Genomic DNA, 25362 nt, shown 5'->3' with positions numbered 1-25362 from the left:
TGTCCTCCTGATCGTTCGGACTTTTCGGGCGGGGCCCATCATGGCACGGGCCCCGCGGTCACTCCTGGGCCCGCAGGCGGTCCTGCTCGCCGCCCTCGTCGAGCAGCTTCCGCAGCCACGCCGGCACGTGCTCGTCGTCGCGCGGGTAGGCCTCCAGATCACGCGTGAACGCGCTGGGGTGCAAGGGCGGCCACCAGTTCGGGTCGCCGTCGAGGTCGTAGGTGAACTCCGGCGACGAATCCGGGCGCAGCACGACCTTCGCGGAGAACCACGTGCCACGGCCGGGTTCGTACATCTCGTCGCGCAGCGCGCGGAACGCGGCTTTGGCGGGCGCGGGCAGCTCCATCGAGCCGGGGGAGCCGTCGCGCATCCGCACCTGCAGCGCGAAGTCGTTGGCCACCACGGTCGCCGACACCGTGAGCACGAGCTCCGCCCACCCGGGCGGCGCCGCGTTCCCCAGTGCCGTCGCGATTTCAGCGGGAACGGGATCGGTCACTGTACTGCCTGTTCTTTCCGAAGTTGATGTCCGCGGGGTTGTTCGGGAACTCGCGCTCCTTGGTCACGCGCGAGATCTCGACGGGTTTCCCGTTCTCCACGACGACGTGTCCGTTGGCGTCGGTCTTGTAAACCACTTCCTGCCAGCGCATGGTGACGCTCTCCGGCACGCCGTTGCTCTCGCCGTGCATCGCGACCTGGTAGTTCTGGATGTCCTGGCCTTCGGTGTTCGCGAACTTGCCGAGCTCGGTCTCCTGGTTGCGCCACGACGCTTCGTGGATCCAGCCGTCGCGGTAGTTGCCGCTGTTGGACGCCGCCATCTGCGGGTGCATGTTGACGTACTCACCCGGGCCGCCCATCTCGTTGGCCGCGAGGTGGCCACCCGCCCAGCGCACCTTCTCGTACTTGTCGCCGTACTCGGGGTGGTCGGCGAACGCCTCCTTGCCCTCGCCGCCGGAGCGGTTCTGCGAGTTGGTGTCGCGGAAGGTGTCGTTGCGGCCGTCGAAGATCGGGTCGCCCGTCATCGCGTCGGGCTTGCCGTTCTCGCCGATGTGGAAGGTCCACGACTTCGCCGAGTCGTGGAAGTTCGGCACGCGGTACTGCGCGCCCGGGATCAGCGGGTAGCGCAGGTCGGGGTTGTGGTTGGGCGACGACGTGCCGGACGTCGCCTCGACGTGCGTGACGTGGCCGTCGGCGTCGGTGTAGAACCGTGTGCTGGCACCGTTTTCGTAGGACACGTGGTACTCGGCGTTGCCCGCCAGCGGACGCTCGCCGTGCAGCGTCTGCGTCACGCCGTCCGGGTTCGGGTCGGCGTTGCTGGTCCGCGCGGGTACGTCGTCGATGTCGCGCGGCGAGTCGATGTCCGGGTGGCCGTCGCGGTGGCGCGGGCCGGCGAACTCGGAGTCGTCGGGCCGGTCCCAGTCCACGAACCGCCGGTCGAACTCCGGCGAGTCCGGGTTGTACGTGCGGGTCGTCGGAGGAAGGTCGAACTCCTCCTCGGGGATGTCCGCGGCGGCGTCGTCTCCCCGGGCGTGGGCGCTGTTGGCGTCGACGTCGTGCGGGTCGTGGTGGTGCGACTCGGGCGCGAATCCGTCCTGGCCGGCGTGGTGCGACGTGCCGTCCGGGTGGTGCACGGACCACTCGCCGTCCGGCGGGATCCGCGGCCGCATCCGGCCGTCCGGGCCGATCTCGTAGTCGGACGAGAAGACCCGGCCGTTCGAGTCGGTCCAGGCCGGTCTGGTCGGCGCCATGACGTCGGTGTCGAGCTCGCGCGAGAGCCGGTTGGCGAAGTCGTTGGAGCCGGCGTCGCAGCCGATCAGGCGGATGGGACGGCCGTCGTAGTCCGCGTTGTGGCGCAGGACGTCGGCGAACTCCTCCGGCGTGTAGTGCCGGTCGCCGATGCGCGCGTGCCCGTCGGCCGTCACATGCACGTCGACGGTGTAGCGCCCGTCCGGATCCGGCTGCACGCGGTGGGGGAGGTCGCCCAGGTCCGTGTCACCGCGGTGGTACGAGCTGCCCGCCGGCGTGCTTTCGGAGTGGTGCTGGTTGACCTCGTCCGGCGTCAGGGGTTCGTCGTCGTGGTGGTGCGGTCTGCCGTCGTGGTCGGGGTTGTCGTGGTGATCGGACGGGTCGTGGTCATCGGGATTGTCGTGATGGTCGGCGTTGTCGTGATGGTCGGGTGAGCCGTCGGTGTCGTGGTGAGGTGCCGTGTCGTCCGGCTCGTTGTGATGGGGAGCGCCGCCGTCCGGCTCGCCGTGGCGCGGGGTCCGGTCGCCGGGCTTGCCATCGGGAGTCCGATGTGGACTGTCGGCCTCCGGGCGGGTCGCCGTCGGCGAGCCACCACGCGCGACGGGCTCCGGCGCGTCACTCGGCCGCCGCGGCCCGCTCGCGGCCGGGTCGCCCGGGCGGCGCGGGCCGTCGGGGCCCTGGGGTGAGCGCGTGTTCGGGTCGCTGGGGCGGCGCGGTGACCCCGAGTCGGGTCGCCGCGACGAGGGCTCAGGACCCTCACCGGGTCGCCGTGACGAGGGCCCGCGATCGGGGCCGGTGCGAGGACCTGCGGGCTCCGGAGTGCGCGCGCCCGGGCTGCCCGGTGTGCCCGTCCAGCCGCCGCCGCTGCCGGGCCGAGCTGCCGGCGTGCCACCGGGACCGCCGCCCGACGGCGAACCCGCCGGCGCGCCACCACCCTGCGGCGGCATTCCACCGGCGACGGGCTGGTTCGGCGTGGTGGAGCCCGACGGGCTCCCGCCATCACCGGTGCGCGGAGCGGGTGCGCTGGGCGCCGGCTCGTCGACCTTCGGCGGCGCGTAGCCCGACGCCGAGGTCGAGCTGTCTCCCGAGCTTTGATGCGCGGACGGCGAGCTGCTCCCGGAAGAGCCGCCGCCGGAGTGTGTCGGCGCACCGCCGCCGGACCCGCCGGTGCTGTGGGGCGCGGAGCCGCCGGACGGCGAGCTGCCGGCGTGCGACGAGCTCGGCGCGTCACCGGTGTGGGCGCTCGGGGCGTCGCCCGTGTGCGAGGGCGCGGAACTGCCGCCACCGGACGGCGTAGAGCTGCCCGCGTGGCTCGGCGAGCTCGAGGACGAACCGGCGTGGCTCGGCGACCCACTACCGGACGGACCGCTGGTGCTGTGCGGCGCGGAGCCGCTGTGGGACGGGGAATCGCCGCTGAACGTCGATGCCGAGTTGTCGCCGCCGGCCCCGCCCGTGTTGCCGTCGTGGGTGCCGTTGCCCGTACTCCGGCGCGACGAGTCACCGGAAGAACCGTCCCTTGTGGAGGGACCACCGCCGTCCGGGCTCGACGACGCGGAGTCACCGTCACCGGAGTGCGAGCCGTCGGCGTCCGAGTCGCCGGAGTGCGAACTACCGGAATCCGAGTCGCCGGACCGCGAGCTGCCGGAGTCCGGCTCACCGGAGTGGGAACTGTCGGCGTCCGAGTCACCCGAATGCGAACTGCCCGAGCCATCCGGGCTGTCCGAACCCTCGCCGCCGGGCGAGTCCCCGTCACCGTCGGAACCGCTGTGGTGCGAACCACCGCCTGAGCCGCCACCGCCCGTGCGGTGCGCGAACCCGCCGGCCTTGATGTTCTTCGTGCTGATCACGTCGAGGCCCGTGACCTTGCCCGCCAGCTTGCCCAGGATCTTGATGATCTTCGTGAAGACGTCGGCCAGCTTGCCCAGCAGCGGCGACACCCGGCGCATCGTGTCGCACAGCTTGGTCAGCAGGCCGCTGATCTTCTCGCCCCACTTTGAGATCGCCGTGACGGCCTGCGCGACGACCAGTGGCGTGCCGAAGCCGAGGGAGAAGACCTCCTCCATCACCCACGAGATCAACTTGCCCACCAGGTCGGCGATCAGCTGCCGCACGGTCTCCCGCACGAACGACACGACCTGGCCCATGATCATCGTGACGGTGCCGATCGCGCTCGCCACCGTGGCGGCCCCGCCGAGGGCCTCCGCGCACTCCGCCGCGCCCTTGCGGTACGCGTCGGCCGCGTCGCCCGTCCACTCCGCGGTGCCGGTCTTGACCGCGTTGGTGTAGTCGGCCTGCCTGTCCTGCAACGCTTTCGCGACGTTGCCCCAAGTGTCCGCATAGGACTGGATCACGGGCGGGTTGCCCGCCACCGAGTCGAGCATGTCCTTCAGTGGCTGCACGTGCTCCATGAGGAACGACGCCACCGACGACATCAGGTAGCCGAACGGGTCGATCGCCGCGCCCGCGATCTCGCCCGCGAGGCTCAGCACCCCGAGGCCGCCGGAAACCCAGTCGCCGTCCTTGATGCCGTTGAACGCGTCCATCGCCGACTCGGCCACGCCGATGCCGGTGGCGTAGCCGTAGTCGCCGTTGCCCGCGGTGAGCGGCCCGGGGCCGTCGCCGTCCTGCTTCGCCTGGACGACGAGCGGGTTGCCGTCGGCCATCAGTCGGGGACCTTCGTGGAAGCGATGGCGTCGGTCGTGCCGGTTTCGTAGGTCTGGTACGCCTGCGCGGCGTTGCGGACCTTCTGCGCCTGCGCGTCCATCGCCGTCACGGTGTTCTGCAACGCGTTGATGCCGAACTCCTCCACCGGGTCGAGCATGGCCCGGAACGGCTGGCAGAGGATGCCGTACGCGTCGGTGGGCATGCTGACCTGGTTCGCGGCGTCGACGGCCTGCCGCAGCCCGTCGCTGATCCCGTCGAGCTGGCCCGCGTGCGCCTCGAGGTCGCTGCCGACCTCGTATCCCTTAGGTGCCATGGTGTTCATCCCCCAGGATGGCTGTGTAAGAAACCTGAATCAGGAGAGGATCGAGCCGCCGAAATCGTCGTCATCGTCGGACGTCTCGGTCCGGCGGCGACGCGGTGGTGGCGGAGGCGGGGCCTGCTGCCGCGGCGGCGCGGCCGGCGGCGGGGGAGGCGGGTCGGAATCCTCGGGCCCGAACCGGTGCACAGGTGCCGGCGGCGGCGGTGGCTCTTCCGGCGGCGGTGCGGGGAACGTGCTCTTCGCGTCTTCCACGAGCTTGTCGCCGGTGGCGTCGGTGCCCAGCGTCTCGCTCGCAACCTGTTGCAGCAGCTCGGGAATCCGCGCCTGCGCCTTCTGTACGAGCTGCATCACCTGTGCCGACACCTCGGCCATCCGTTTGCCGCCCGCGGACTCGGAGATCACCAGGTTCTTCAGCAGCCCCTTGGCATCCACGGTCACCTCGACCGAACCGTCCTTCGCCCGCTCGGTCACGGTCTGGCCCTGCATGCGGTCGGCCATCGCCTGGTAGCGCGCAGCCGTCTCCTGCAGCTGCCGCGTCCAGCCGTCCACCATCCGCTGACTGGCGTCGACGCCGTCCGACATCGGGCCCCCGTTCCTCTCGAGCCGACTTCCCCACAGTGACGGATCCGGCCCGCCCCAGGTTCCGGTGCCGTCCGAATTGATCCGATCGGCCCAGTTTGCCATCCGGGTCAACCGGTCTCACCGGCACCTGAATCGACTGTACGTGCCCGCGCCGACACAAAACGTGGCAAGCGGCCCGCCCGCGACTTTTTGTCGCGAACGGGCCGCTCGCACCACTCAATCCTTGACAACCACGCCGATCGAGGGTTTCCTGTGGCGCCGCAAGGGCGTCAGAGATTGCCCCGGCGCTCCTGCTCCCGCTCGATCGCCTCGAACAGCGCCTTGAAGTTCCCCTTCCCGAAGCCCAGCGAACCGTGCCGCTCGATGAGCTCGTAGAACACCGTGGGCCGGTCGCCGATCGGCTTCGTGAAGATCTGCAGCAGGTACCCGTCCTCGTCGCGGTCGACCAGAACCTTGTGCTCCTGCAACGTTTCGATCGAAACGCGCACCTCGCCGATCCGCGCGCGCAGCTCCGGGTCCTCGTAGTAGGAGTCAGGCGTGTCGAGGAATTCGACGCCCGCGGCCCGCATCGCGGTGATCGTCGCGATGATGTCGTTGGTGGCCAACGCGATGTGCTGGCAGCCGGCGCCCTCGTAGAACTCGAGGTACTCGTCGATCTGCGACTTCTTCTTCGCCACAGCGGGTTCGTTGAGCGGGAACTTCACGCGGTGGTTGCCGTTGGAAACGACCTTGCTCATCAGCGCCGAGTAGTCGGTGGCGATGTCGTCGCCGACGAACTCCGCCATGTTCACGAAGCCCATCACGCGGTGGTACCAGTCGACCCAGTAGTCCATCTTGCCGAGCTCGACGTTGCCCACGCAGTGGTCCACCGCCTGGAACAGCCGCTTTGGCGCACCTGCCGGCCGCGTCACCGTGCTCTCGCGCGCCTCGAACCCGGGCAGGTACACGCCGTCGTAGCGCGACCGGTCGATCAGCGAGTGGCGGGTTTCGCCGTATGTCGCGATCGCGGCCATCCGGACGGTGCCGTGCTCGTCGGAGACGTCGTGCGGCTCCTCGAGGATCGTCGCGCCCTGCGCGCGGGCGTGCGCCACGCACTTGTCCACATCGGTCGTCTCCAGCGCGAGGTCGCTCACGCCGTCGCCGTGGCGGCGGTGGTGGTCGAGCAGCGGTGAGTCCGGCCGCACGCCGCCGGTGATCACGAACCGCGCCGAGCCGGACTTGAGCACGAACGCCTTGCGGTCGAAGCGGCCCGTCTCCGGCCCGGAGTACGCGACGAGCTGCATGCCGAACGCGACCTGGTAGAACCACGCGGTCTGCGTCGCGTTGCCGGCGACGAAAACCACCGCGTCGAGTGCCTTGACCGGGAAAGGGTCTTTGCTGGCGTCGTGCTCGACGAGCCCCACGAGCTGACGGAGCTGGTCGAAGCTGACGTCGTCGAGTGCGCCCTGCGGATCCATGGTGTGGGTCATGCCCTGAAGCATGGTTGCGCCACGGCAAGATGAGCAACGGTCACCGAATTCGCTGGACAATGTGCCCAGCGGCAAGCCGTAAGCTGCGGTCAACGTGGACAACCTGCGCAGGGAGGAAACCGTGCTCGACTCGCTCGACGCCCGGCTGTTGCTGCTGCTCACCGACTCGCCCCGGCTGGGCGTGCTGGATTGCGCGCGCCGCCTCGGCGTCGCGCGCGGCACCGTGCAGGCCCGCCTGGACCGGCTCACCGAACGCGGCATCCTCGGCGGCTTCCCGCCCGAGCTCGACCTCGCCGCGATGGGCTACGGGCTCACCGCGTTCGCCGTGCTCGAGATCGCGCAGGGCCGGCGCGGCAGCGTCGCCGAGGCGCTCGCCGCCATCGAAGAGGTGTGCGAGGTGCACGCCACCACCGGGCAGGGCGACCTGTTCGTCCGCCTGGTCGCGCGCGACAACGACGACCTGCAACGCGTGATCGACGAGGTGGTCGGCGTGGACGGCGTGCTGCGCACGTCGACCTCGATCGCGCTGTCCACGCCGGTGCCACCGCGGGTGCGTCCGCTGCTGGAACGCACCGCGCGCGGTTAGAACGCGTCGAGAGTGTGGGCCAGGTACCGCTTCGCCGAACGCTGCACGACCTCGTGCCCGTCGCTGCGCACGATCCGGTCCCACCACGCGCCGTAGATCGCGTCGAACGCGTAGGGCTCCAGCAGTTCGGCCGCGCGCCGCACCACGCTCGGCCGTTCCGGGATCAGGTTCGGGTAGCTGTACATGAAAGCGACGTGGGTGCGGTCGGGGATGACCTGCACAATGTCGCCGGACAGCAGCGCCCCGCGGCCGTCTTCACCGGCCGGCCAATGGAGCACGGTGCCGCCGGTGAAGTGCACGCCGAGGTTGATCAGCCGCAGGTCGTCGGCCACGTCGAGGGTGGTGCCCGACCACAGCCGGATCGACGGGTCGGGGCGCCCGATCCACTCCTGGTCGGCTTCGTGAAGGTAGATCGGCACGTCGAAGGCGTGGGCCCACTCGACCATGGTCGTGTAGTAGTGCGGGTGGCTGATCGCGATGCCCGTGATGCCGCCGAGGTCGGTGACCTGCCGCACCAGCGCGTCGTCGAGATAAGCGGCGCAGTCCCAGAGGAAGTTGCCGGATTCGGCCCGCACGAGCAGCGCCCGCTGGCCGATCGCGAAACCGGGTTCGGAACCGATGCCGATCACGCCCGGCCCCTGCTCTTCGATGCGCGGGCGGTACTCGCCACTCGACCGCAGCGTTGCGAGGTCGGTCCACGCCTGGCCGGTGAGCGGCACGTACTGGCGTTCGTCCTCGCAGATCGGGCAGTCGTCACGGGGCTCGGGGTACTGCATGCCGCACGTGCGGCACAGCGGTTCTGTGCTCATCGTGGCCTCCCAGTGGTGTTCAGGGGCCACGCTAGTCGCGTACCCGGCTCATGCGAGCCGGGTACGCGAAGACCGCGGTGGGTCAGGCCTCGATGTAAGGCACTGCCTTGACCAGTGTGACCTGCTGCGTACGGCCGTTGGGCAGCTCGTACTCGCGCGACTCGCCTTCCTTGGCGCCGAGCAGGGCCTTGCCCAGCGGCGACTCCGGCGAGTACACGTCGAGCGCGCCCTCGGCGCCCTCTTCACGGGTGGCGAGGAGGAACTTCTCCTCGTCGTCGTCGCCCGCGTACTTCACGGTGAGGACCTTGCCGGGACCGGCGGTGCCGTCGTCCGCGGGTGCCTCGCCGACCTTCGCCGAACGCAGGAGTTCCTGCAGGTGGCGGATGCGCGCCTCGGCCTGGCCCTGCTCTTCGCGCGCCGCGTGGTAGCCGCCGTTTTCCTTGAGGTCTCCCTCTTCGCGGCTGTCGTTGATGCGCGCAGCGATGACCGGACGATTCTCGATCATTTCGTCGAGCTCGTGCTTGAGCCTGTCGTAGGCATCCTGGGTCAGCCAGGTCACCTTGTCGCTCACGGTCACCATCTCCTCGTCGGGCCTGCCAGGCTTGGGTGTTCAAGCCGGCCTCCGCACGGGCTCACTGCGCCCGCACGGCTGGGATAAAGGAAAAACACGGCCCGCCTCGGGCCGTGCTGGTGTGTCAGCTTATCACGGCAGGATGCAGCGACGCCGGTCCATTCCACGTCGCGCGGACACTCGCCGCGCATTTCACCCCGTTGGCCGCTATGGGGTTGACATGTAACGTGGTATGGAGTAAGAGCAGCCGTACACGTCGGCCGTCACCGGTTCCCCGATGCTCTTCACGACTGTGCTCACTCGACTGTGGCCGGCCCCGGCGGGAACCAGCACCTCTCTCCGGCCGCTCTCGGAGCCGGACCTGTCCTGCACTTGCACAACGCACACCCCGGCCTTGTCGGGGTCGTCACGCGTGACGTTGATGGTGATCTCCATCGCGTTGCCCGGGCGGGGTTCGAACGCCACCCGCTCGGCGTCGATCGACGTCTGGCCGAGGTTGACGTAGGCGATCCACGCCACGCCGAAGCTCGCGACCACGGCGACCGCGCCGAAAACCCAGCGCTTCCAGCGCTTCGACCCGGTCTTGGCGGGCGAGCCGTACCGGTCCGCGGGCGGCGCCGGGTGGGCGTCTCCCTCGGCGGTTGCGGTCTCTCCGGTCTGCAAGTCCGGGCCTCCGGTCGTTCTTGTCGTACCCGTGGGGACAATGGGTGGAGCCCGACTGGGGGCACCACCTGTCGTCGAGTATCCGCGAGCCGCTCCGGTGGCTGGGAGCCGGGGCAGGGTACGACGGAATAACGGGACACGAAAGGGTCGTTCGGAACATGGTGCGAGCTGACGAGCTGATGACGAGCGACCGCGCCTCAAACCTGCGTCTCATGGCGGTGCACGCGCACCCGGACGACGAGTCCAGCAAGGGTGCCGCCACGATGGCGAAGTACGTCGCCGAGGGCCATGAGGTCATGGTCGTGACGTGCACGGGCGGTGAGGCGGGCAGCATCCTCAACCCCGCCATGGACCGGCCCGAGGTGCTGGCCAACATGGCCGAGATCCGCCGCGACGAGATGGCGCGCGCGGCGAAGATCCTGGGGGTGCAGCACCGCTGGCTCGGCTTCGTCGACTCCGGGCTGCCCGAGGGCGACCCGCTGCCGCCGCTGCCCGAGGGCTCGTTCGCCGTGGTGCCGCTGGAGGAGTCCACCGAGGCGCTGGTGAGCGTGGTGCGGGAGTTTCGCCCCCACGTGCTGATCACCTACGACGAGAACGGCGGGTACCCGCACCCGGACCACATCCGCACCCACGAGGTGTCGATGGCGGCGTTCGACGCGGCGGGCGACCCGAACCGCTTCCCGGACGCCGGTGACCCGTGGCAGCCGCTCAAGCTCTACTACGTGCACGGCTTCTCCAAGGCCCGGATGCTCCTGTTCGACGAGGCGCTCAAGAAGGCCGGCCTGCCCTCGCCCTACGAGGAGTGGCTCAAGAACTGGGACCCGGATCGAGCCGACATCATGGAGCGGGTGACCACCCGGATCGAGTGCGGTGAATACTTCGAGGTGCGCGACGAGGCGCTGAAGGCGCACGCCACGCAGATCGACCCGACCAGCCGCTGGTTCGCGGTCCCGCTCGAGATCCAGCGCGAGACGTGGCCGACCGAGGAGTACGAACTGAACCGCTCCCTGGTGGACAGCACGCTGCCGGAGGATGATCTGTTCGCCGGCATCAAGGAGAAGGTGAGTCCATGAGTTTCGGTGTGCCGGCCGTCGCGGTCGCCCCGCTGACGGCCTCGGCCCTGTTCCTGGCCCAGCAGCCCGACAGCGGTGACAACGGCGGTCAGGGCGAGGACTTCGGCAAGTCCTCGCCCGTCGGCTTCCTGGTGCTGATCCTGTTCCTGATCGCGGTCGCGTTCCTCATCCGGTCGATGAGCAAGCACCTGAAGAAGGTGCCGGCGAGCTTCGACAAGGAGGAACCTGCCTCGGAGGTTTCGGGCGAAACACCGGCGTCGGACGACGCGGGCGAACAGATCGAGGTGAAGGCCGCCGAGCCGGCCGACCCGGCGCGGGCCAAGTCCGACTGACCTCGCCCGCCAGGCGGGTTCGCCGACGTGCCTGACTGGCCCCGACCAGCGCCATGCCACCCTGGTGTCATGGCGAACCGACTGGCGGACGCGACCAGCCCGTACCTCCTGCAGCACGCGGGCAACCCCGTCGACTGGCGCGAGTGGGGGCCTGAAGCGCTGGCGGAGGCGCGGCAGCGCAATGTGCCGATCCTGCTGTCGGTCGGCTACGCGGCGTGCCACTGGTGTCACGTGATGGCCCACGAGTCCTTCGAGGACGAGGGCACCGCGACGCTGATGAACGCGCACTTCGTGAACATCAAGGTCGACCGCGAGGAGCGGCCGGACATCGACGCGGTGTACATGGCCGCCACCCAGGCCATGACCGGCCAGGGCGGCTGGCCGATGACCTGTTTCCTCACGCCCGAGGGCGAGCCGTTCCACTGCGGCACCTACTACCCGCCGACGCCGCGGCCGGGCATCCCGTCGTTCGGGCAGCTGCTCGTGGCCGTCTCGGAGGCGTGGGCCGAGCGTCCCGAAGACCTGCGCGAGGGCGCGCAGCGGCTGATCGGGCACCTCACCGAGCAGAGCGGGCCGTTGCAGGCTTCGGCGGTGGACGCCGGCGTGCTGGCCGGCGCCGTCGAGAAGCTCGCGGCCGAGGTGGACCCCGTCCACGGCGGGTTCGGCGGCGCGCCGAAGTTCCCGCCGTCGATGGTGCTGGAGTTCCTGCTGCGCCACCACGAGCGCACGGGCTCGGCCGAAGCGTTGTCGCTCGCTTCGTCGACCGCGGAGTCCATGGCCCGCGGCGGCATCCACGACCAGCTCGCCGGCGGCTTCGCGCGGTACTCCGTGGACGCCGAGTGGATCGTGCCGCACTTCGAGAAGATGTTGTACGACAACGCTTTGCTGCTCCGGGTTTACGCCCATTTGGCGCGGCGGGGGTCTTCGTTCTCGCTGGGCGTCGCCGAGGGGATCGTCCGGTTCCTGGAGGCGGATCTGCTGACCGCGGAGGGCGGCTTCGCGGCTTCGCTCGACGCGGACACCGACGGCGTCGAGGGACTCACCTACGTCTGGACGCCCGCCGAGCTGCGCGAAGTGCTCGGCGACGAGGACGGCGTCTGGGCGGCTTCGGTGTTTTCGGTGACGGAGTCCGGGACGTTCGAAAAAGGCTCGTCGACGTTGCAGCTGCCGGGTGAGCCGGAGTCTGCCGACCGCTTCGAGCGCGTCCGCCAGGCGTTGCTGGCGGCGCGGGCTTCGCGGCCGCAGCCGGCGCGCGACGACAAGGTGGTGGCCGCGTGGAACGGCCTCGTCATCACCGCGCTCGCCGAGGCGGGTGTCGCGCTGGAGCGTCCACAGTGGATCGAGCTGGCGCGCGGGGCGGCGTCGCTGCTGCTTTCCACTCACCTCGTGGACGGCCGCCTGCGGCGCAGCTCGCGCGACGGCGTGGTCGGCGTGCCGGCGGGCGTCCTCGAGGACTACGCGTGCCTGGCCGACGGCCTGCTCGCGCTGCACCAGGCCACGGGCGAGCCGCGGTGGTTGGAGGAGGCTTCGCGGCTGCTGGACCTGGCGTTGACGCACTTCGCTTCGCACGCCGTGGGCGCGTACCACGACACCGCGGACGACGCGGAAACGTTGGTACAGCGCCCTTCCGACCCCACGGACAACGCGAGCCCTTCGGGGGCTTCGGCGTTGGCGGGCGCGTTGCTGACGGCTTCCGCGCTGGCCGGGTTCGAGCAGGCCGCGCGGTATCGCGACGCGGCCGATGCGGCCCTGCAGCGCGCCGGCCTGCTGGTGGGCCGGGCGCCGCGCTTCACCGGGCACTGGCTTTCGGTGGCTGAAGCGGCGCAGTCGGGGCCGGTGCAGGTGGCCGTCGTCGGGGAGGACCGGGCGGAGTTGGTCGCGGCGGCCGCGCGGCAGATCCACGGCGGCGGCGTGGTGCTGGGTGGCGCTCCGGATGCGCCCGGCGTGCCGCTGCTGGCGGACCGTCCGCTGGTGGACGGCGCTGCGGCGGCGTACGTCTGCCGCGGCTACGTCTGCGATCGCCCGGTGACCTCGGCGGAGGACCTGCTCGCGCAGCTCTGAGTTCCGCCCCTGGTGAACAGTGCCCTGCCCGACGTGTATTCGGCGTAGCTTGAGTATCGAGGTAATCATGTAATCGCGGAGGCGAACATGTACACGCACTTCAAGGTGGTGGGACACATGGGACGAGGTTGGAAGGGCCGCGGCGGCTGGCAGCAGGCCGAGGTGCCGTCGGCCGAAGACGCGGCCGCCTGGTTCGGCGGGCGCCTCCCGGACGGCTGGTTCACGGGCGACCCGGAGGTCACGGTCGACCGCGAGGAGATCATCATCGTGGGCGAGCTGCCCGCGCTGACCGGCGAGTTCGCCGACGACGCGGCCCGCGCGGCCGCGGAGGACGGCCGCATCAGCCGGTTCCGCGAGGACACGCGCGACGAGCGCATCGAGATCGCCCGGCAGGCCGAGCACCGCTACCAGCGCAAGGTCGCGTGGGGCGCCAAGCTGGGCGGCACGCAGGTGCTGTTCACGACGCTGTCCGCGCCCGTGATGACGCGCCTGCGCCAGCCCGAACGGCTGGTCCTCGACACCCTCGTCGCGGCCGGCGTCGCCCGCTCGCGCTCCGAGGCGCTGGCCTGGGCCGTCCGGCTCGTGGGCGAACACGCCGACACGTGGCTCGCCGAGCTGCGCGACGCGATGACCAAGGTCGACGACCTGCGCTCGAAGGGCCCGGACCTGAGCTGACGGCCGGGTACCGGCGGGGACTCTCGTGCTTCGGCGCGAGAGTCCCTTTCGCGTGTGGGGGTGGCCGGCGAACGCGCCCGGCCCGCGTGAGTGCTTCCTCAGCGTCGTCGGTGTGGAGTTGGGCCTGCGGCGCGAAAGTCCCCGCCGTGCGTGAGCTGACCACCATTCGTTGCCGTCGCACGTTTGTGTTGGCGGCGAAGCCGCGGAACACAACTTCTCGCGGCGGCGCGAAAGTCCCCCGCGCGCACGGTCGGCTACTGATCGGCGCCGAGGCCGGTCGCCCGAATGTCCCCGTCAGGCGCGGAAACGTCACCGTCCTCGCAAAGTCCGCCGATCCGTCGCCGAGACCCCCGTGGCGGTGGCTTGTGAACTCATCGCCGCGGGCTTTCCCCACCGGGACAACCACCAAACGATCGAGTCGTCTTCGTCACCTCGACCTGCGACGACGCGGCGGCGGGGGCAGGCTTACCAGTGAGTAGCCGCCAGCTGCATCGGAGGAGCCGTGGACATCCCTGCCGTTCCCGCGAAGGTGGAGCCGGACGCGCTCACCGCCGTCCTCGACGGCCGCTGGGCCGAGCTACGCGGCGGCGTGCGCGCGCAGATGTCGGGCGAGGAGTTCCGCGACCCCGTGGACCTCGACGTCGAGGCGCACCGCGCGCAGGTACTCGACCAGCTGCGCGAACTCGCCGCCACCGACCGGCCGGCGCTCGGGTTCGACCGCGCGTACGGCGGGCAGAGCGACATCGGCGGTTCGGTGGTGTCGTTCGAGATGCTCGGCCTCGGCGACCTGTCGCTGATGGTGAAGGCCGGCGTGCAGTGGGGGCTGTTCGGCGGCGCCGTGCAACTGCTCGGTACGCAGCGCCACCACGAGAAGTACCTGCGGCGCATCATGGACCTCGACCTACTCGGCTGCTTCGCGATGACCGAGCACGGCCACGGCTCCGACGTGCAGCACCTGCACACCACGGCGACGTACGACCCGGCGTCGCAGGAGTTCGTGGTCCACAGCCCGGATCCCGGCGCCACCAAGGAATACATCGGCAACGCGGCGCGCGACGGCCACGCCGCAGTGGTCTTCGCGCAGCTCGTGACGGGTGGCGATTCCCGTGGCGTGCACGCGTTTTTCGTGACCATCCGCGACGACTCCGGCGCGCCGATGCCGGGCGTGACGATCGAGGACTGCGGCCGCAAGGCGGGTCTCAACGGCGTCGACAACGGCCGCCTGGCCTTCGACCACGTCCGCGTCCCGCGCGAAGCGTTGCTGAACCGCTTCGGCGACGTCGCCGAGGACGGCACCTACTCGAGCCCCATCGAAAGCGACGGCCGCCGCTTCTTCACGATGCTCGGCACGCTCATCCGCGGCCGCGTGAGCGTCGGCGGCAGTGCCGGCAGCGCCACGAAACGCGCGCTGACGCTGGCCATCCGCTACGGCGAGCAGCGCCGGCAGTTCAAGAGCCCTGACGGCGAGGAGGTCGTGATCCTCGACTACCTCGGCCACCAGCGCAAGCTCCTGCCGGCGCTCGCGAAGACATACGCGCTGCACTTCGCGCAAGAAGAGCTCGTCGCGAAGCTGAACGACATCGCGCCCGACGCGCCCGAAGAGGAACAACGCGAACTGGAATCCCGCGCGGCCGGCCTGAAAGCCGCCAACACCTGGCACGCCACCGCCGCGATCCAGGCCGCCCGCGAAGCCTGCGGCGGCGCCGGCTACCTGTCGGAAAACCTGCTGGCCGGCCTCAAAGCCGACACCGACGTTTTCACCACCTTCGAAGGCGACAACACGGTGCTGCTCCAGCTCGTGGCCAAAGGCCTTCTCACACAATACAAAGAGCACTTCGCGGACCTCAGTCCACTTGCGACCGCGCGCTTCGTCGCCGAGCAGCTGGTGGGCGCTGTCCTGGAACGCACCTCCGCCCGCAAGTTCGTGGAACGCCTGACGGAATCCGACGACGCCGAGGTGCTCTTCGACCGCGAATGGCAGCTGCGCCTCTTCGAGGACCGCGAGGAACATGTCCTCGACGGCGTCGCCAACCGCCTGCGCAAAGCCGCCGACGACCCGTTCGGCGTCTTCAGCGCCGCGCAGGACCACGTGCTGCGCGCCGGCCGGGTGCACGTGGATCACCTTGTGCTGTAGGCATTTGCTCGCGCGGTCGACGCTTGCTCGGATCCGGAGGCCGCGGCTTTGCTCTCGCGGGTGTGCGATCTGTACGCCCTGTCGGCGATCGAGGAGGACCGGGCTTGGTTCCTCGAACACGGCCGCCTCACGACTTCGCGGTCCAAGGCCGTGACCGCCGCGGTGAACGAGCTGTGCGCTTCACTGCGTCCCCACGCGGGCACCCTCGTGGACGCCTTCGCAATCCCGTCACAGTTCCTGGCGGCGCCGATGCTGCACTCGTGACACCGCTTCGGCGCGCGGACGCCACCTGATCGGCCGCTCGCCCGGCTCGGCCGCCTGCCGCTACCCTTGCGCCTGGCGACATCTTCTCGCCGGGGGTCCGCAATCCGCACCCACCGGAGGTCCTGGCCTTGACAGCCACACGGGGGACCACTCACACGACGCTGCTCACGGCCGCCAAAGCCGGTTGGGCCACAACGCTCCGCTACGCCCTCCTGCTCATCATCACGCGCGGCACGATCGGAGCGGCGGTGCTCCTGCTGTTGCGGTAGCTACGCGCTACCGTCCTCCGCGTGATCGGATTGCAGGTACGTGCCGAGAACGGGGCTGTGATCGCCAGGGGCACCTGCTAGGCGTAGAGGGCCAACCAAATCGCGACGTAATGCGACACCGCCGCCAACACCGTGCACGCATGGAAGTACTCGTGATACCCGAACGTCTCCGGCCAGTGGTTCGGCCATTTCACCGCGTAGAACACCGCGCCCATCGTGTAGAACAGACCGCCCACGCAGATCAGCACCAGGGCGGCGACGCCGGCGTGCTGGGCGAGCTCCGGCATGACGAAGACCGCCACCCAGCCCAGGGCGATGTAGATCGGCACCCCCAGCCAGCGGGGCGCGTTCGGCCACAGCATCTTCATCGCGACGCCCAGGATGGCGCCGCCCCAGACGATGGCCAGGATGATGTAGCCCGTGGGCTTCGACATGGCCAGCAGGGTGAACGGGGTGTAGGTGCCGGCGATGAACAGGAAGATCATGGAGTGGTCGGCGCGCTTCATCCACTTGTACGCGCGTGGGCTCCACAGGCGGCGGTGGTACAGCGCGCTCACGCCGAAGACGCCGAGCACGGTCAGGCCGTAGACGGACGTCGCCAGGGCGGCCAGGGGCGAGACGGTCGACGCGGCGAGGCTCACCAGGGCGGCGGCGCCCGCGAGGGCACCGAAGAAGGACCAGAAGTGGATGTGGCCGCGCAGGCGCGGGCGGGTGTCCACTGGCGCAGGGCCGGACGGTGTGGGTTCGGTCGTCACGCTCACCGACCCCACGCTACGGGAGCGTAGGTTTTTCGCCACCCCCCGTGGCGCGTCACACGTGTGACGCGGGGGTGCGTACGCTCAGCCGACGTGAGCCTCCGGTCCTTCCTGTCCGACGTCGTCTACAGCGTCTACGGCCGCCGCCTGATCCAGCAGGCGCGGGGCCGCCATCCGCGGCACATCGCGATCATGCTCGACGGAAATCGCAGGTGGGCGCGGGAAGCCGGGTTCGCCGACGTGGCCGACGGGCACCGCGCGGGTGCCAAGAAGATCGCCGATTTCCTCAGCTGGTGCCGCGAGGCCGACGTCGAGGTCGTCACCATGTGGCTGCTCTCGACCGACAACCTCAACCGCGACCCCGACGAGCTCGAGCCGCTGCTGAAGATCATCACCGACGTCACCGACGAGCTCGCGGGTCCGGCCGTGCCGTGGCGGCTGCGGATCATGGGGGCGCTGGACCTGTTGCCGCTGGACGTCGCGAAGAAGCTCACCGCCGCCGCGGCCCGCACGGAGGACCGGACCGGCATGGAGGTCAACATCGCCGTCGGTTACGGCGGGCGGCAGGAGATCGCCGACGCCGTGCGCAAGCTGCTGCTGCAGCACGCCGACGAGGGCACGTCGATCCGCGAGCTGGCGAAAATCCTCGACGTGGACCACATCTCGGAACACCTCTACACGTCCGGCCAGCCGGATCCCGACCTTATTATCCGAACGTCAGGAGAGCAGCGGCTTTCCGGATTTCTGCTTTGGCAGTCGGCGCATTCGGAATTCTGGTTCACGGAGGCGTACTGGCCCGCATTCCGGCGGGTCGACTTCCTTCGCGCGCTTCGCGATTACGCGTGGCGCCACCGCCGCTTCGGCACCTGAGGCGCCTGAGTGCGGCCGGACAAGAACAGAGCACAGCAGAAGGGCCCGGAGTCGGAACTCCGGGCCCTTCCGTAGCCGAGGTCGGCTATCAGCCGTGGTGCTCCAGCGAGTGGAGGACCAGCGCCGGGGTGGTGGCGATGCCCGTGTAAGCACCGGCGACCAGCGAGGCCGCGCCGAAGCCCAGGGCCCCGCCGCCCTCGATGAAGGTCGCGTAGGCGTCGCCGAACGTCGGGTCCGGGGTGTAGCCGTGGTCTGCCGGCGAGGCGAACGCCGTGCCGCCGATCATCAGCAGGCCTGCGGCGGCACCGGCGACGATTCCAGCCTTCTTCAGCACTTCGCACACTCCTAGGTAGAGATATCTGGGATCCGGGGCACCGAAGTTTCCGGTGGTGTGTCCCGCAGTGAGAAAATTACCCTCGTCGAGGCCGAAATGAGTGCCGGGTACGCCCATTGTGTGAGGCCGAAATCGCGTGGTTCACCCGGTCCGGTCCTGTCTTCAGGACGCGAAATGCATTCTCGTCCACCCCGTGGTACAAGCCTTTGCGCGGATCTTTCGAACGCGTTCGGTGATCTTTTTTCCATGATCACGCCACCGCGTGATCACCCGATTGCTGGCTTGGTGACGCAGCGTGACAGTGACGGGGTGTTGATGTCGGACGACCTACGGTGAGGTGACGAATGAGCGAATCACCTGTGTGGCTGCCTGCACGAACCGCGATCCGTCGGTACCTTCCGGAAGTGAGGGCACGCGTTCCGTGCGGGCCCTCACGGGAGGCCCTGGTCGTGGCGTTGATCGAGGGGGCGGCACAGCCGCCCACACGATGCACGAGGGGGCCGGCACCCGGCCCTCGTGGCCGCGCGCGCTGACGTAGCCAACGTCAGGGAGTGCGGACCCAGCCAGGGAGGTGCCCGGCCCAGCGAGTGCGGGCGTGGGGTGCAACACGCCCTCGAGGGAGATGCCGTCGTGACTGCGCAGCGTTCACCCCGCAAGGCCTCTGGCCGTTCTTCGACCGGTGCCTCTGGCCCGGAGAAAGCCTCGATCTCGCCCGAATCCGGGCAGTCCACTTACGTGCTCGACACGTCTGTGCTGCTCTCCGACCCGTGGGCGGTGACGCGATTCGCCGAACACGCGGTCGTGCTGCCCCTGGTCGTCATCAGTGAACTGGAGGCGAAGCGCCACCACCCCGAGCTCGGCTGGTTCGCCCGCGAGTCGCTCAGGTTGCTCGACGACCTGCGGCTCAAGCACGGCCGGCTCGACGCGCCGATCCCGATCGGCGAAGAGGGCGGCACCCTGCAGGTGGAGCTCAACCACACCGATCCGTCGGTGTTGCCCGTGGGCTTCCGGACCGACTCCAACGACCACCGCATCCTCGCGTGCGCGCTCAACCTCGCGGTGGAACGGCCGTCGGTCACGCTGGTGACGAAGGACATCCCGCTGCGGGTCAAGGCGGGGGCCGTGGGTCTGGCCGCCGACGAGTACCGCGCGGGTGAGGTCACGCCGTCGGGCTGGACGGGCATGGCCGACGTGGACGCCCCTCAGGAGCTGATCGACAGCCTCTTCTCGGGCGGCACCGTCGACCCGGTCGAGTACGGCCTGCCCGAGGTGGGTGAGTTCCCGTGCCACACCGGCTTGCGGCTGCTCGCGGGCAGCTCCAGCGCCCTCGGCCGCGTCACGGCGGACAAGCGCGTGCGGCTGGTGCGCGGCGACCGCGAGGCGTTCGGCCTGCACGGCCGCTCCGCCGAGCAGCGCGTGGCACTCGACCTGCTGCTCGACTCGGACGTCGGCATCGTCTCCCTCGGCGGACGCGCGGGCACCGGCAAGTCGGCGCTCGCGCTGTGCGCCGGCCTCGAGTCGGTGATGGAACGCCGCCAGCACCGCAAGGTCGTGGTGTTCCGCCCGGTCTACGCCGTCGGCGGCCAGGACCTCGGCTACCTGCCCGGGTCCGAGAGCGAGAAGATGCAGCCCTGGGCGCAGGCCGTGTTCGACACCCTCGGCGCGCTGGTCAGCCAGGACGTGCTCGACGAGGTCTTCGACCGCGGCATGCTCGAGGTGCTCCCGCTGACCCACATCCGCGGCCGCTCGCTGCACGACTCCTTCGTGATCGTCGACGAGGCGCAGTCACTGGAACGCAACGTGCTCCTCACGGTGCTCTCCCGCCTCGGCACCGCGTCACGCGTGGTCCTCACCCACGACGTCGCCCAGCGCGACAACCTCCGCGTCGGCCGCCACGACGGCGTCTCGGCGGTGATCGAGAAGCTGAAGGGGCATCCGTTGTTCGCGCACGTCACGCTGACGCGCTCGGAGAGGTCGCCGATTGCGGCGCTGGTCACGGAGATGCTGGAGGATCACGGCTGATCTGCTCCGTGGGTGTTGCGTCCGGTTGTCACCGGGCGCAACACCCACGGGTCACCAGCCTGAAGGAAGCGGCCGACCCTCCGCGAACCCCGCAGCCGACTGCACTCCGAGCAACGCGCGCTCGTGGAATTCCTCCATCGTGCGCGCGCCGGCGTAGGTGCAGGAGGAGCGGACGCCCGAGCAGATGGAGTCCAGCAGGTCCTCCACGCCGGGGCGGTTGGGGTCCAGGGCCATGCGCGACGTGGAGATGCCCTCTTCGAACAACGCCTTGCGGGCGCGCTCGAAGACGTTGTCCGTGCGGGTGCGGGCGCCGACAGCGCGCTTGGACGCCATGCCGAACGACTCCTTGTACGGGCGGCCCTGCTCGTCGTAGCGCAGGTCGCCCGGGGATTCGTGGGTGCCGGCGAACCAGGAGCCCACCATGGCGGCCGAGGCGCCCGCGGCGAGGGCCAGGGCGACGTCGCGCGGGTGGCGGACGCCGCCGTCGGCCCAGACGTGCTTGCCCAGCTCGCGCGCGGCGGCGGCGCACTCGGCGACGGCGGAGAACTGCGGCCGGCCGACGCCGGTCATCATGCGCGTGGTGCACATCGCGCCCGGGCCGACGCCGACCTTCACGACGTCCGCGCCCGCGTGGATGAGGTCGCGGGTGCCCTCGGCGGTGACGACGTTGCCCGCCACCACCGGGACGCTCGGCGAAATCGCGCGCACGGCCTTCAGTGCGGCGATCATCTTCTCCTGGTGCCCGTGGGCCGTGTCGACGACCAGCGCGTCGACGCCCGCGGCCAGCACGGCCTCGGCCTTCGCAGCCACGTCGCCGTTCACGCCGATGGCGGCAGCCACGCGCAGCTTGCCTCCGGCGTCGGTGGCGGGGGTGTAGACGCCCGCACGCAGCGCGCCGACGCTGGTCAGCACGCCGGCGAGGCGGCCTTCGGCGTCGAGGCCGAGCGCGAGGCGCCCGCCGTGGGTGTGGAGCAGGTCGAAGACCTCGCGCGGCGGCGTGTCCAGCGGCACGGCGACGGTCGCGGGCTCCGCGATCTCGGCCAGGCGCGCGAAGCGGTCAACGCCCGCGCACGCGGCTTCGTCGACAACGCCGACGGGGCGGCCTTCGCCGTCCACGATCACGACGGCGCCGTGGGCGCGTTTGTGGACCAGGTTGAGGGCGTCTGCCACGGCGTCACCGCCCGTGAGCACGAGCGGGGTGTCCCACACGGTGTGGCGGCTCTTCACCCACGTGACGATCTCGGCGACCGCCTCCGTGTCCACGTCCTGCGGCAGCACCACCAAGCCGCCGCGGCGGGCCACCGTCTCGGCCATCCGCCGCCCGGCGACGGCCGTCATGTTGGCCACCACCACGGGGATCGTCGCACCGGTGCCGTCCACAGTGGACAGGTCGACGTCGAAGCGGGACTCCACGTCCGAGCGGTTCGGCAGCAGGAACACGTCGTCGTAGGTCAGGTCATGAGGGGGCACGTGCCCGTCGAGAAAGCGCACGAGTCCCCAGACTACGTGCCTGACGCCGCCGACGCGAACCCGGCGTGACCCGTGGAACAATGCCGTTATGAACGGCCGTGACCGCGACGAATCGGGCCGAGCGCGCAACGCCCGCCCGCGCGACGGCCTCGGCCGGCCGCTGCCGTACGGCGCCGACGGCGTCGCCCGCCAGCCGGAAGGCGTGGTCCGCACCCCCGGCGACACGCTCACCGAAGCCCAGCTGCTCCTCGACGAGGGCCGTCCGTTCCACGCCCACGAGGTCTTCGAGGACGCGTGGAAGGCCACGAACGGCCCCGAACGCGAGCTCTGGCGCGGCCTGGCGCAGCTGGCCGTCGGCCTGACCCACGCCCTGCGCGGCAACGGCGCGGGCGCCGTCGCGTTGCTGGAGCGCGGTGCGGCGAACCTCGAGCCGTTCGCGGCCGCTCCGCCGCACGGGATCGACGTCCCCGGCTTGCAGGAGTGGGCTCGCGAGCTGGCCCGCGAGGCGAAGGCGCGCGTGCGGGCCGAACCGGCGGCGCCGCGGCTGATCAGCTGATTCCTGTCGGTGCCGGCCGGCAAACCGTGCTGACCGCCGTAGGTGCCGCGATCATCGCGGCCGTCGCGGCGGAGCAGCGATCCTGCAACGCGAGAGAAGTGCGCTCACCCAGGCAGAAGGAGTGGTGTGCCGGGCTCGATGACGCGCAGCGCGTGCTGGGGCACGGTGACCTCCACCTCGCCGTCGAGCCCATCGAGCCCCTCGAGGTCACGGTGCAACACGAGTGCGGTCAGGGGTGGTGTGGTGGCGAGCAGGACCCGGGCGAGCGGGAGCGTGCGTACGACCTCGACGACCTGGGTTCGCACCCGCAGCGCGGGGGACGAGATCCGGTCCGGACCACCGATGAGGACTTCCTCCGGTCGGTAGAACACCGTTCCCGGCGTCGCGGCGCCGTAGCGGACCGCGGGGTCGATCGGCAGGTCGCCGACGCGCAGGCCGTCAGGGCCGCGGGCCGCGGGGCCGAGTTCCGCCCAGCCGAGCAGGCGGGCGGTGACCGTGTCGGTGGGGTGGCGGGTGAGCTCGTCGGTGGGGCCGGTCTGGCGGAGGGCGCCGGCGTTGAGGATGGCCAGGTCGTCGGCGAGGCGGAGTGCTTCGTCGCGGTCGTGGGTGACGTGGATGGCGGGCACGGCCAGGTCCCGCAGTGTCGCCCGGAGCACTTCGCGCAGCTCTTCGCGGACGGGTTGGTCGAGTGCCGAGAGGGGTTCGTCCAGGAGCAGGGCGGCCGGTCGGGCGGCGAGGGCGCGGGCCAGTGCGACTCGTTGCCGTTCGCCGCCGCTGAGCGAGCGTGGCGCTCGGTGGGAGAGGTGCGTGATGCCGAACCGGTCGAGCAGCTCGTCGACTTCGGGGTTGCGCCGGTGGCCGAGTAAGGCGGGCGCGAAGCCGACGTTGGCGCGAACGGACAGGTGCGGGAACAGGGCCGCGTCTTGGAACACCACGCCGATCCGGCGCTGGTCGGCGGGCCGACCGGTGATGTCCTGGCCGTCAAGGAGCACGCGGCCGCGTCCGGGGGTGCGGAATCCGGCGATGGTGTCGAGCAGCATGCTCTTGCCCGCGCCGGAGGGGCCGAGCACGACCAGGACGCGGCCCGGGGACACGGTGAGGTCCACCGGGCCCAGCCGGAATGATCCCGCCTCGGTGCGCAGGTCGGACACGATGAGCACGTGTCACCGCCGCGCGCGGGTGTTCCCCGCGACGAGCCAGCCCGAGGCGAGGGTGCGCAGCACGAGGAACGTGGCCAGGGCGACGAGCAGGAGCAGCACCGCGGCCGACGCGGATTCGGCGAGGCCCGAGGAGAGGAACAGGTTGTAGATCGTCACGGGGGCGGTGGCCGGGTAGTAGGCGAGGATGACGACGGCGCCGAACTCGCTGATCGAGCGGGCGTACACGAGCACCGCGCCGGTCAGGACTCCGCGCCAGGCCAGCGGGAGGCTGACTCGCCGGAACGTCTGCCCGGCCGAGGCGCCCAGGCTCCGCGCGGCGCGTTCCACGTTCGGGTCCAGGGCTTCGAACGCGACGCGTGCGCTGTTGACGGCGAATGGCGCGCTGACGAACAGCATCGCCACGATGATCCCGGCCTGCGTGCCGTAGAAGGACAAGCCTGCGGCCTGCAGCGGGGCGCCGAGCCAGCCCGTGCGGCCGAACACGAACAGCAGGGAGATCCCGGCGACGGTGTGCGGGACGGCCAGCGGCAGGTCCACGATCGCCTGGACGAGTGCGTGCCCGGGGAATCGCCGCTTCGCGAGCAGGTAGGCCAGCGGGACACCGAGCACCGTCGCGATCACCGCGGTGATCGCGGCGTCCTGGACGCTCAGCAACAGGGCGTCGCGGATCTCGTCGCTGGCCGCGGCGTCTCGGAGGCCGCCGGGCGAGGTGGCGGTGACCAGGCCGAGCACGGGCAGCAGGATGAACCCGAGCAGCAGCCCACTGGCGACCCACAGCAGTGCGGGGAACATCCCGTGCACCCGCCGGGGCACCACGCGGTCGGCCGTGTCGCTCATTCAGCCCCCGGGCAGCTTCGCCGGAACTGTCTGCGGCTGCACCGACGCGGGCAGCTGCGCGCCGTTCGCGACTCCCGCGACCGCCGGGTTGACCACGGAGAACCCGTTGTCGCTCATGATCTTCTGCCCCGCCGGGGAGAGCACGAACTCGACGAACCTCTGCCCCGCCGCGGAGTTCGGCGCGTTGGTCGGCACGGTCAGCGCGTACACGATCGGCTTGCCCGTCCGCGGCCCGGACGACGTCGGCACGCTGACCGTCGCGTACGTCGCGGCCAGCGCGGGGTCGGACAGGTCGATCTGTGCGGGCAGGTCCAGGAATTTCAGGTGGTGCTGCAAGGCGTCGGAGCGGTAGATCCCGAGGTAGTCGATCTGTCCGGAGGACACCGCGGGCAGCAGCTGCGTCTCGGTGCCGACCATGGTCTCCGGCGGAGAGTTCGCCAGCACCCCGGCCGACAGGTTCGGCTGGTGGTAGTAGGTCTGCGCCAGCGCGAGCATCTGCAACGTCTGGTAGCCCGACGGGTCAGTGTCCGGATTGGACCGGCCGACTTTCACCCCCGGCTGCGCGAGCACCTGGTACCAGTTGTCCGCCGTGAGACCGGCCGCCCCTTTGCTCTGATCGGTGTAGGCGAAGGTGATGCGGTTCGAGGCGAACCCGACGTACCAGTTCGCGAACTGCGTGCCACCGTTCGTGCCGTACATCTTCGATGGGATCAGCGAGTAGTCCGCCACGCCCAGCACGTCGACCGGGTTGTGCAGCTCGGTGATGCCCCGCACCACCTCGACGCTCCCGGCGAAGCGCGACTGCACCGTCACGCCCGGGTTCTGCGCCTTGAACGCCGCGATCATCGCCGCGAACGGCTTGGCCAACGTGCCCGCCCCGTTCACGATCAACGTGCCGGTGACCGGAACAGCGGACCCGCTCGCCGGAGCCGATTGCGGCGGGGGCGACGACCCACACGCTGCCACCACTGCCGCCACCGCACCGATTGCCAGCGCTCTGAGCCCGAAGCCCCGTCGCATCGTGCTACCTCCTGCCGCGTCGCAGAGTAGGCAAGGCTACCGACTGTGAGGTATGGACGACAGCGCCGAACAGCTCACCCGCCACAATCAGGACACCCGCGACGGCCACGCTCGGCGGCCATCC

General features: G+C 70.4%; 23 protein-coding genes and 1 pseudogene. 10 read left to right on the top strand and 14 right to left on the bottom strand.

The annotated features are described in order from the left end of the window. Positions 1-58 precede the first annotated feature (58 nt). The 5 genes from AB0H62_RS43650 to hppD form a co-directional block, all read right to left on the bottom strand. On the bottom strand, positions 59-496 hold the full coding sequence (locus AB0H62_RS43650) for a hypothetical protein (protein WP_360592196.1): 438 nt from the start codon (positions 494-496) through the stop codon (positions 59-61). Further along, complete coding sequence (locus AB0H62_RS43645) at positions 474-4406, bottom strand: hypothetical protein (RefSeq protein WP_360592195.1); 3933 nt, start codon at positions 4404-4406, stop codon at positions 474-476. Before AB0H62_RS43645 ends, AB0H62_RS43650 begins: the two co-directional genes overlap by 23 nt. Next, positions 4406-4720: a type VII secretion target gene (locus AB0H62_RS43640; protein WP_220244127.1), complete on the bottom strand. Its 315-nt coding sequence runs from the start codon at positions 4718-4720 to the stop codon at positions 4406-4408. Before AB0H62_RS43640 ends, AB0H62_RS43645 begins: the two co-directional genes overlap by 1 nt. Positions 4721-4759: 39 nt before the next feature. Then, positions 4760-5308: a YbaB/EbfC family nucleoid-associated protein gene (locus AB0H62_RS43635; protein WP_220244126.1), complete on the bottom strand. Its 549-nt coding sequence runs from the start codon at positions 5306-5308 to the stop codon at positions 4760-4762. 269 nt (positions 5309-5577) lie between these two features. Next, the gene (gene hppD, locus AB0H62_RS43630; RefSeq protein WP_360592194.1) at positions 5578-6777 is read right to left on the bottom strand and encodes a 4-hydroxyphenylpyruvate dioxygenase; all 1200 of its coding nucleotides are present in this window, start codon (positions 6775-6777) and stop codon (positions 5578-5580) included. Positions 6778-6898: 121 nt separating this feature from the next. Between hppD and AB0H62_RS43625 the strand changes: the two genes are divergently transcribed. Beyond that, a complete protein-coding gene (locus tag AB0H62_RS43625; protein WP_360592261.1) occupies positions 6899-7363 on the top strand; it encodes an Lrp/AsnC family transcriptional regulator in 465 nt (154 codons plus the stop codon). Here the strand turns inward: AB0H62_RS43625 and AB0H62_RS43620 are convergent. From AB0H62_RS43620 to AB0H62_RS43610, 3 genes are all read right to left on the bottom strand, one after another. After that, positions 7360-8172, bottom strand: a complete 813-nt coding sequence (locus AB0H62_RS43620; RefSeq protein WP_220244124.1) for an MBL fold metallo-hydrolase — start codon at positions 8170-8172, stop codon at positions 7360-7362. The genes AB0H62_RS43625 and AB0H62_RS43620 overlap by 4 nt on opposite strands. Before the next feature lie 82 nt (positions 8173-8254). Further along, on the bottom strand, positions 8255-8752 hold the full coding sequence (gene greA, locus AB0H62_RS43615) for a transcription elongation factor GreA (RefSeq protein WP_220244123.1): 498 nt from the start codon (positions 8750-8752) through the stop codon (positions 8255-8257). Positions 8753-8950: 198 nt separating this feature from the next. Continuing rightward, the gene (locus AB0H62_RS43610) at positions 8951-9406 is read right to left on the bottom strand and encodes a DUF4307 domain-containing protein (RefSeq protein WP_220244122.1); all 456 of its coding nucleotides are present in this window, start codon (positions 9404-9406) and stop codon (positions 8951-8953) included. A 158-nt stretch (positions 9407-9564) separates the two neighbouring features. On the opposite strand from AB0H62_RS43610, the gene mca reads away from it, so the two are divergent. From mca to AB0H62_RS43580, 6 genes and pseudogenes are all read left to right on the top strand, one after another. Beyond that, positions 9565-10479 (top strand): mycothiol conjugate amidase Mca, encoded by a 915-nt coding sequence (gene mca, locus AB0H62_RS43605; RefSeq protein WP_255638438.1) that lies wholly within the window; start codon positions 9565-9567, stop codon positions 10477-10479. Beyond that, entirely contained in the window at positions 10476-10811 is a 336-nt protein-coding gene (locus AB0H62_RS43600; protein ID WP_220244121.1) for a hypothetical protein, read from the top strand. The genes mca and AB0H62_RS43600 overlap by 4 nt, the downstream gene beginning before the upstream one ends. A 69-nt stretch (positions 10812-10880) precedes the next feature. Continuing rightward, the gene (locus AB0H62_RS43595) at positions 10881-12872 is read left to right on the top strand and encodes a thioredoxin domain-containing protein (protein ID WP_360592193.1); all 1992 of its coding nucleotides are present in this window, start codon (positions 10881-10883) and stop codon (positions 12870-12872) included. A gap of 117 nt (positions 12873-12989) precedes the next feature. Then, complete coding sequence (locus tag AB0H62_RS43590) at positions 12990-13547, top strand: hypothetical protein (protein ID WP_360592192.1); 558 nt, start codon at positions 12990-12992, stop codon at positions 13545-13547. 502 nt (positions 13548-14049) lie between these two features. Further along, positions 14050-15945: pseudogene (locus AB0H62_RS43585) on the top strand (acyl-CoA dehydrogenase). Between the two features lie 128 nt (positions 15946-16073). Beyond that, entirely contained in the window at positions 16074-16214 is a 141-nt protein-coding gene (locus tag AB0H62_RS43580; RefSeq protein WP_360592191.1) for a hypothetical protein, read from the top strand. Positions 16215-16291: 77 nt separating this feature from the next. Here AB0H62_RS43580 and AB0H62_RS43575 read toward each other — a convergent pair whose 3' ends face one another. Beyond that, positions 16292-16933, bottom strand: coding sequence for a hemolysin III family protein (locus tag AB0H62_RS43575; RefSeq protein ID WP_220247108.1), 642 nt, complete (start codon positions 16931-16933; stop codon positions 16292-16294). A gap of 129 nt (positions 16934-17062) precedes the next feature. Between AB0H62_RS43575 and AB0H62_RS43570 the strand changes: the two genes are divergently transcribed. Next, positions 17063-17839, top strand: a complete 777-nt coding sequence (locus AB0H62_RS43570) for an isoprenyl transferase (protein ID WP_220244116.1) — start codon at positions 17063-17065, stop codon at positions 17837-17839. Positions 17840-17927: 88 nt separating this feature from the next. Here AB0H62_RS43570 and AB0H62_RS43565 read toward each other — a convergent pair whose 3' ends face one another. Next, the gene (locus AB0H62_RS43565; RefSeq protein ID WP_220244115.1) at positions 17928-18173 is read right to left on the bottom strand and encodes a hypothetical protein; all 246 of its coding nucleotides are present in this window, start codon (positions 18171-18173) and stop codon (positions 17928-17930) included. A 735-nt stretch (positions 18174-18908) separates the two neighbouring features. Here AB0H62_RS43565 and AB0H62_RS43560 point away from each other — a divergent pair. Beyond that, positions 18909-20195 carry a PhoH family protein gene (locus AB0H62_RS43560; protein WP_220247107.1) on the top strand — a complete coding sequence of 429 codons (1287 nt, stop codon included), beginning with the start codon at positions 18909-18911 and terminating at the stop codon, positions 20193-20195. A 51-nt stretch (positions 20196-20246) separates the two neighbouring features. Here the strand turns inward: AB0H62_RS43560 and AB0H62_RS43555 are convergent, their stop codons facing one another. Beyond that, on the bottom strand, positions 20247-21686 hold the full coding sequence (locus tag AB0H62_RS43555) for a GuaB1 family IMP dehydrogenase-related protein (RefSeq protein ID WP_220244114.1): 1440 nt from the start codon (positions 21684-21686) through the stop codon (positions 20247-20249). A 67-nt stretch (positions 21687-21753) separates the two neighbouring features. On the opposite strand from AB0H62_RS43555, the gene AB0H62_RS43550 reads away from it, so the two are divergent. Then, positions 21754-22221, top strand: coding sequence for a DUF309 domain-containing protein (locus AB0H62_RS43550; protein ID WP_220244113.1), 468 nt, complete (start codon positions 21754-21756; stop codon positions 22219-22221). 104 nt (positions 22222-22325) lie between these two features. Here the strand turns inward: AB0H62_RS43550 and AB0H62_RS43545 are convergent, their stop codons facing one another. Genes AB0H62_RS43545 through AB0H62_RS43535 form a run of 3 tightly spaced genes read right to left on the bottom strand, consistent with a single transcriptional unit; the run spans position 22326 to position 25103 of the window. Continuing rightward, complete coding sequence (locus tag AB0H62_RS43545) at positions 22326-23381, bottom strand: ABC transporter ATP-binding protein (protein WP_220244112.1); 1056 nt, start codon at positions 23379-23381, stop codon at positions 22326-22328. Positions 23382-23384: 3 nt separating this feature from the next. Continuing rightward, positions 23385-24218, bottom strand: coding sequence for an ABC transporter permease (locus AB0H62_RS43540; protein WP_360592190.1), 834 nt, complete (start codon positions 24216-24218; stop codon positions 23385-23387). After that, on the bottom strand, positions 24219-25103 hold the full coding sequence (locus AB0H62_RS43535; RefSeq protein ID WP_360592189.1) for an extracellular solute-binding protein: 885 nt from the start codon (positions 25101-25103) through the stop codon (positions 24219-24221). It abuts the gene before it with no gap. Between the last annotated feature and the right edge of the window lie 259 nt (positions 25104-25362).

It is taken from the genome of Amycolatopsis sp. NPDC050768 (assembly GCF_040654155.1).
Taxonomy (GTDB): Bacteria; Actinomycetota; Actinomycetes; order Mycobacteriales; family Pseudonocardiaceae; genus Amycolatopsis.
This window is presented reverse-complemented; position numbering and strand designations above follow the sequence as displayed.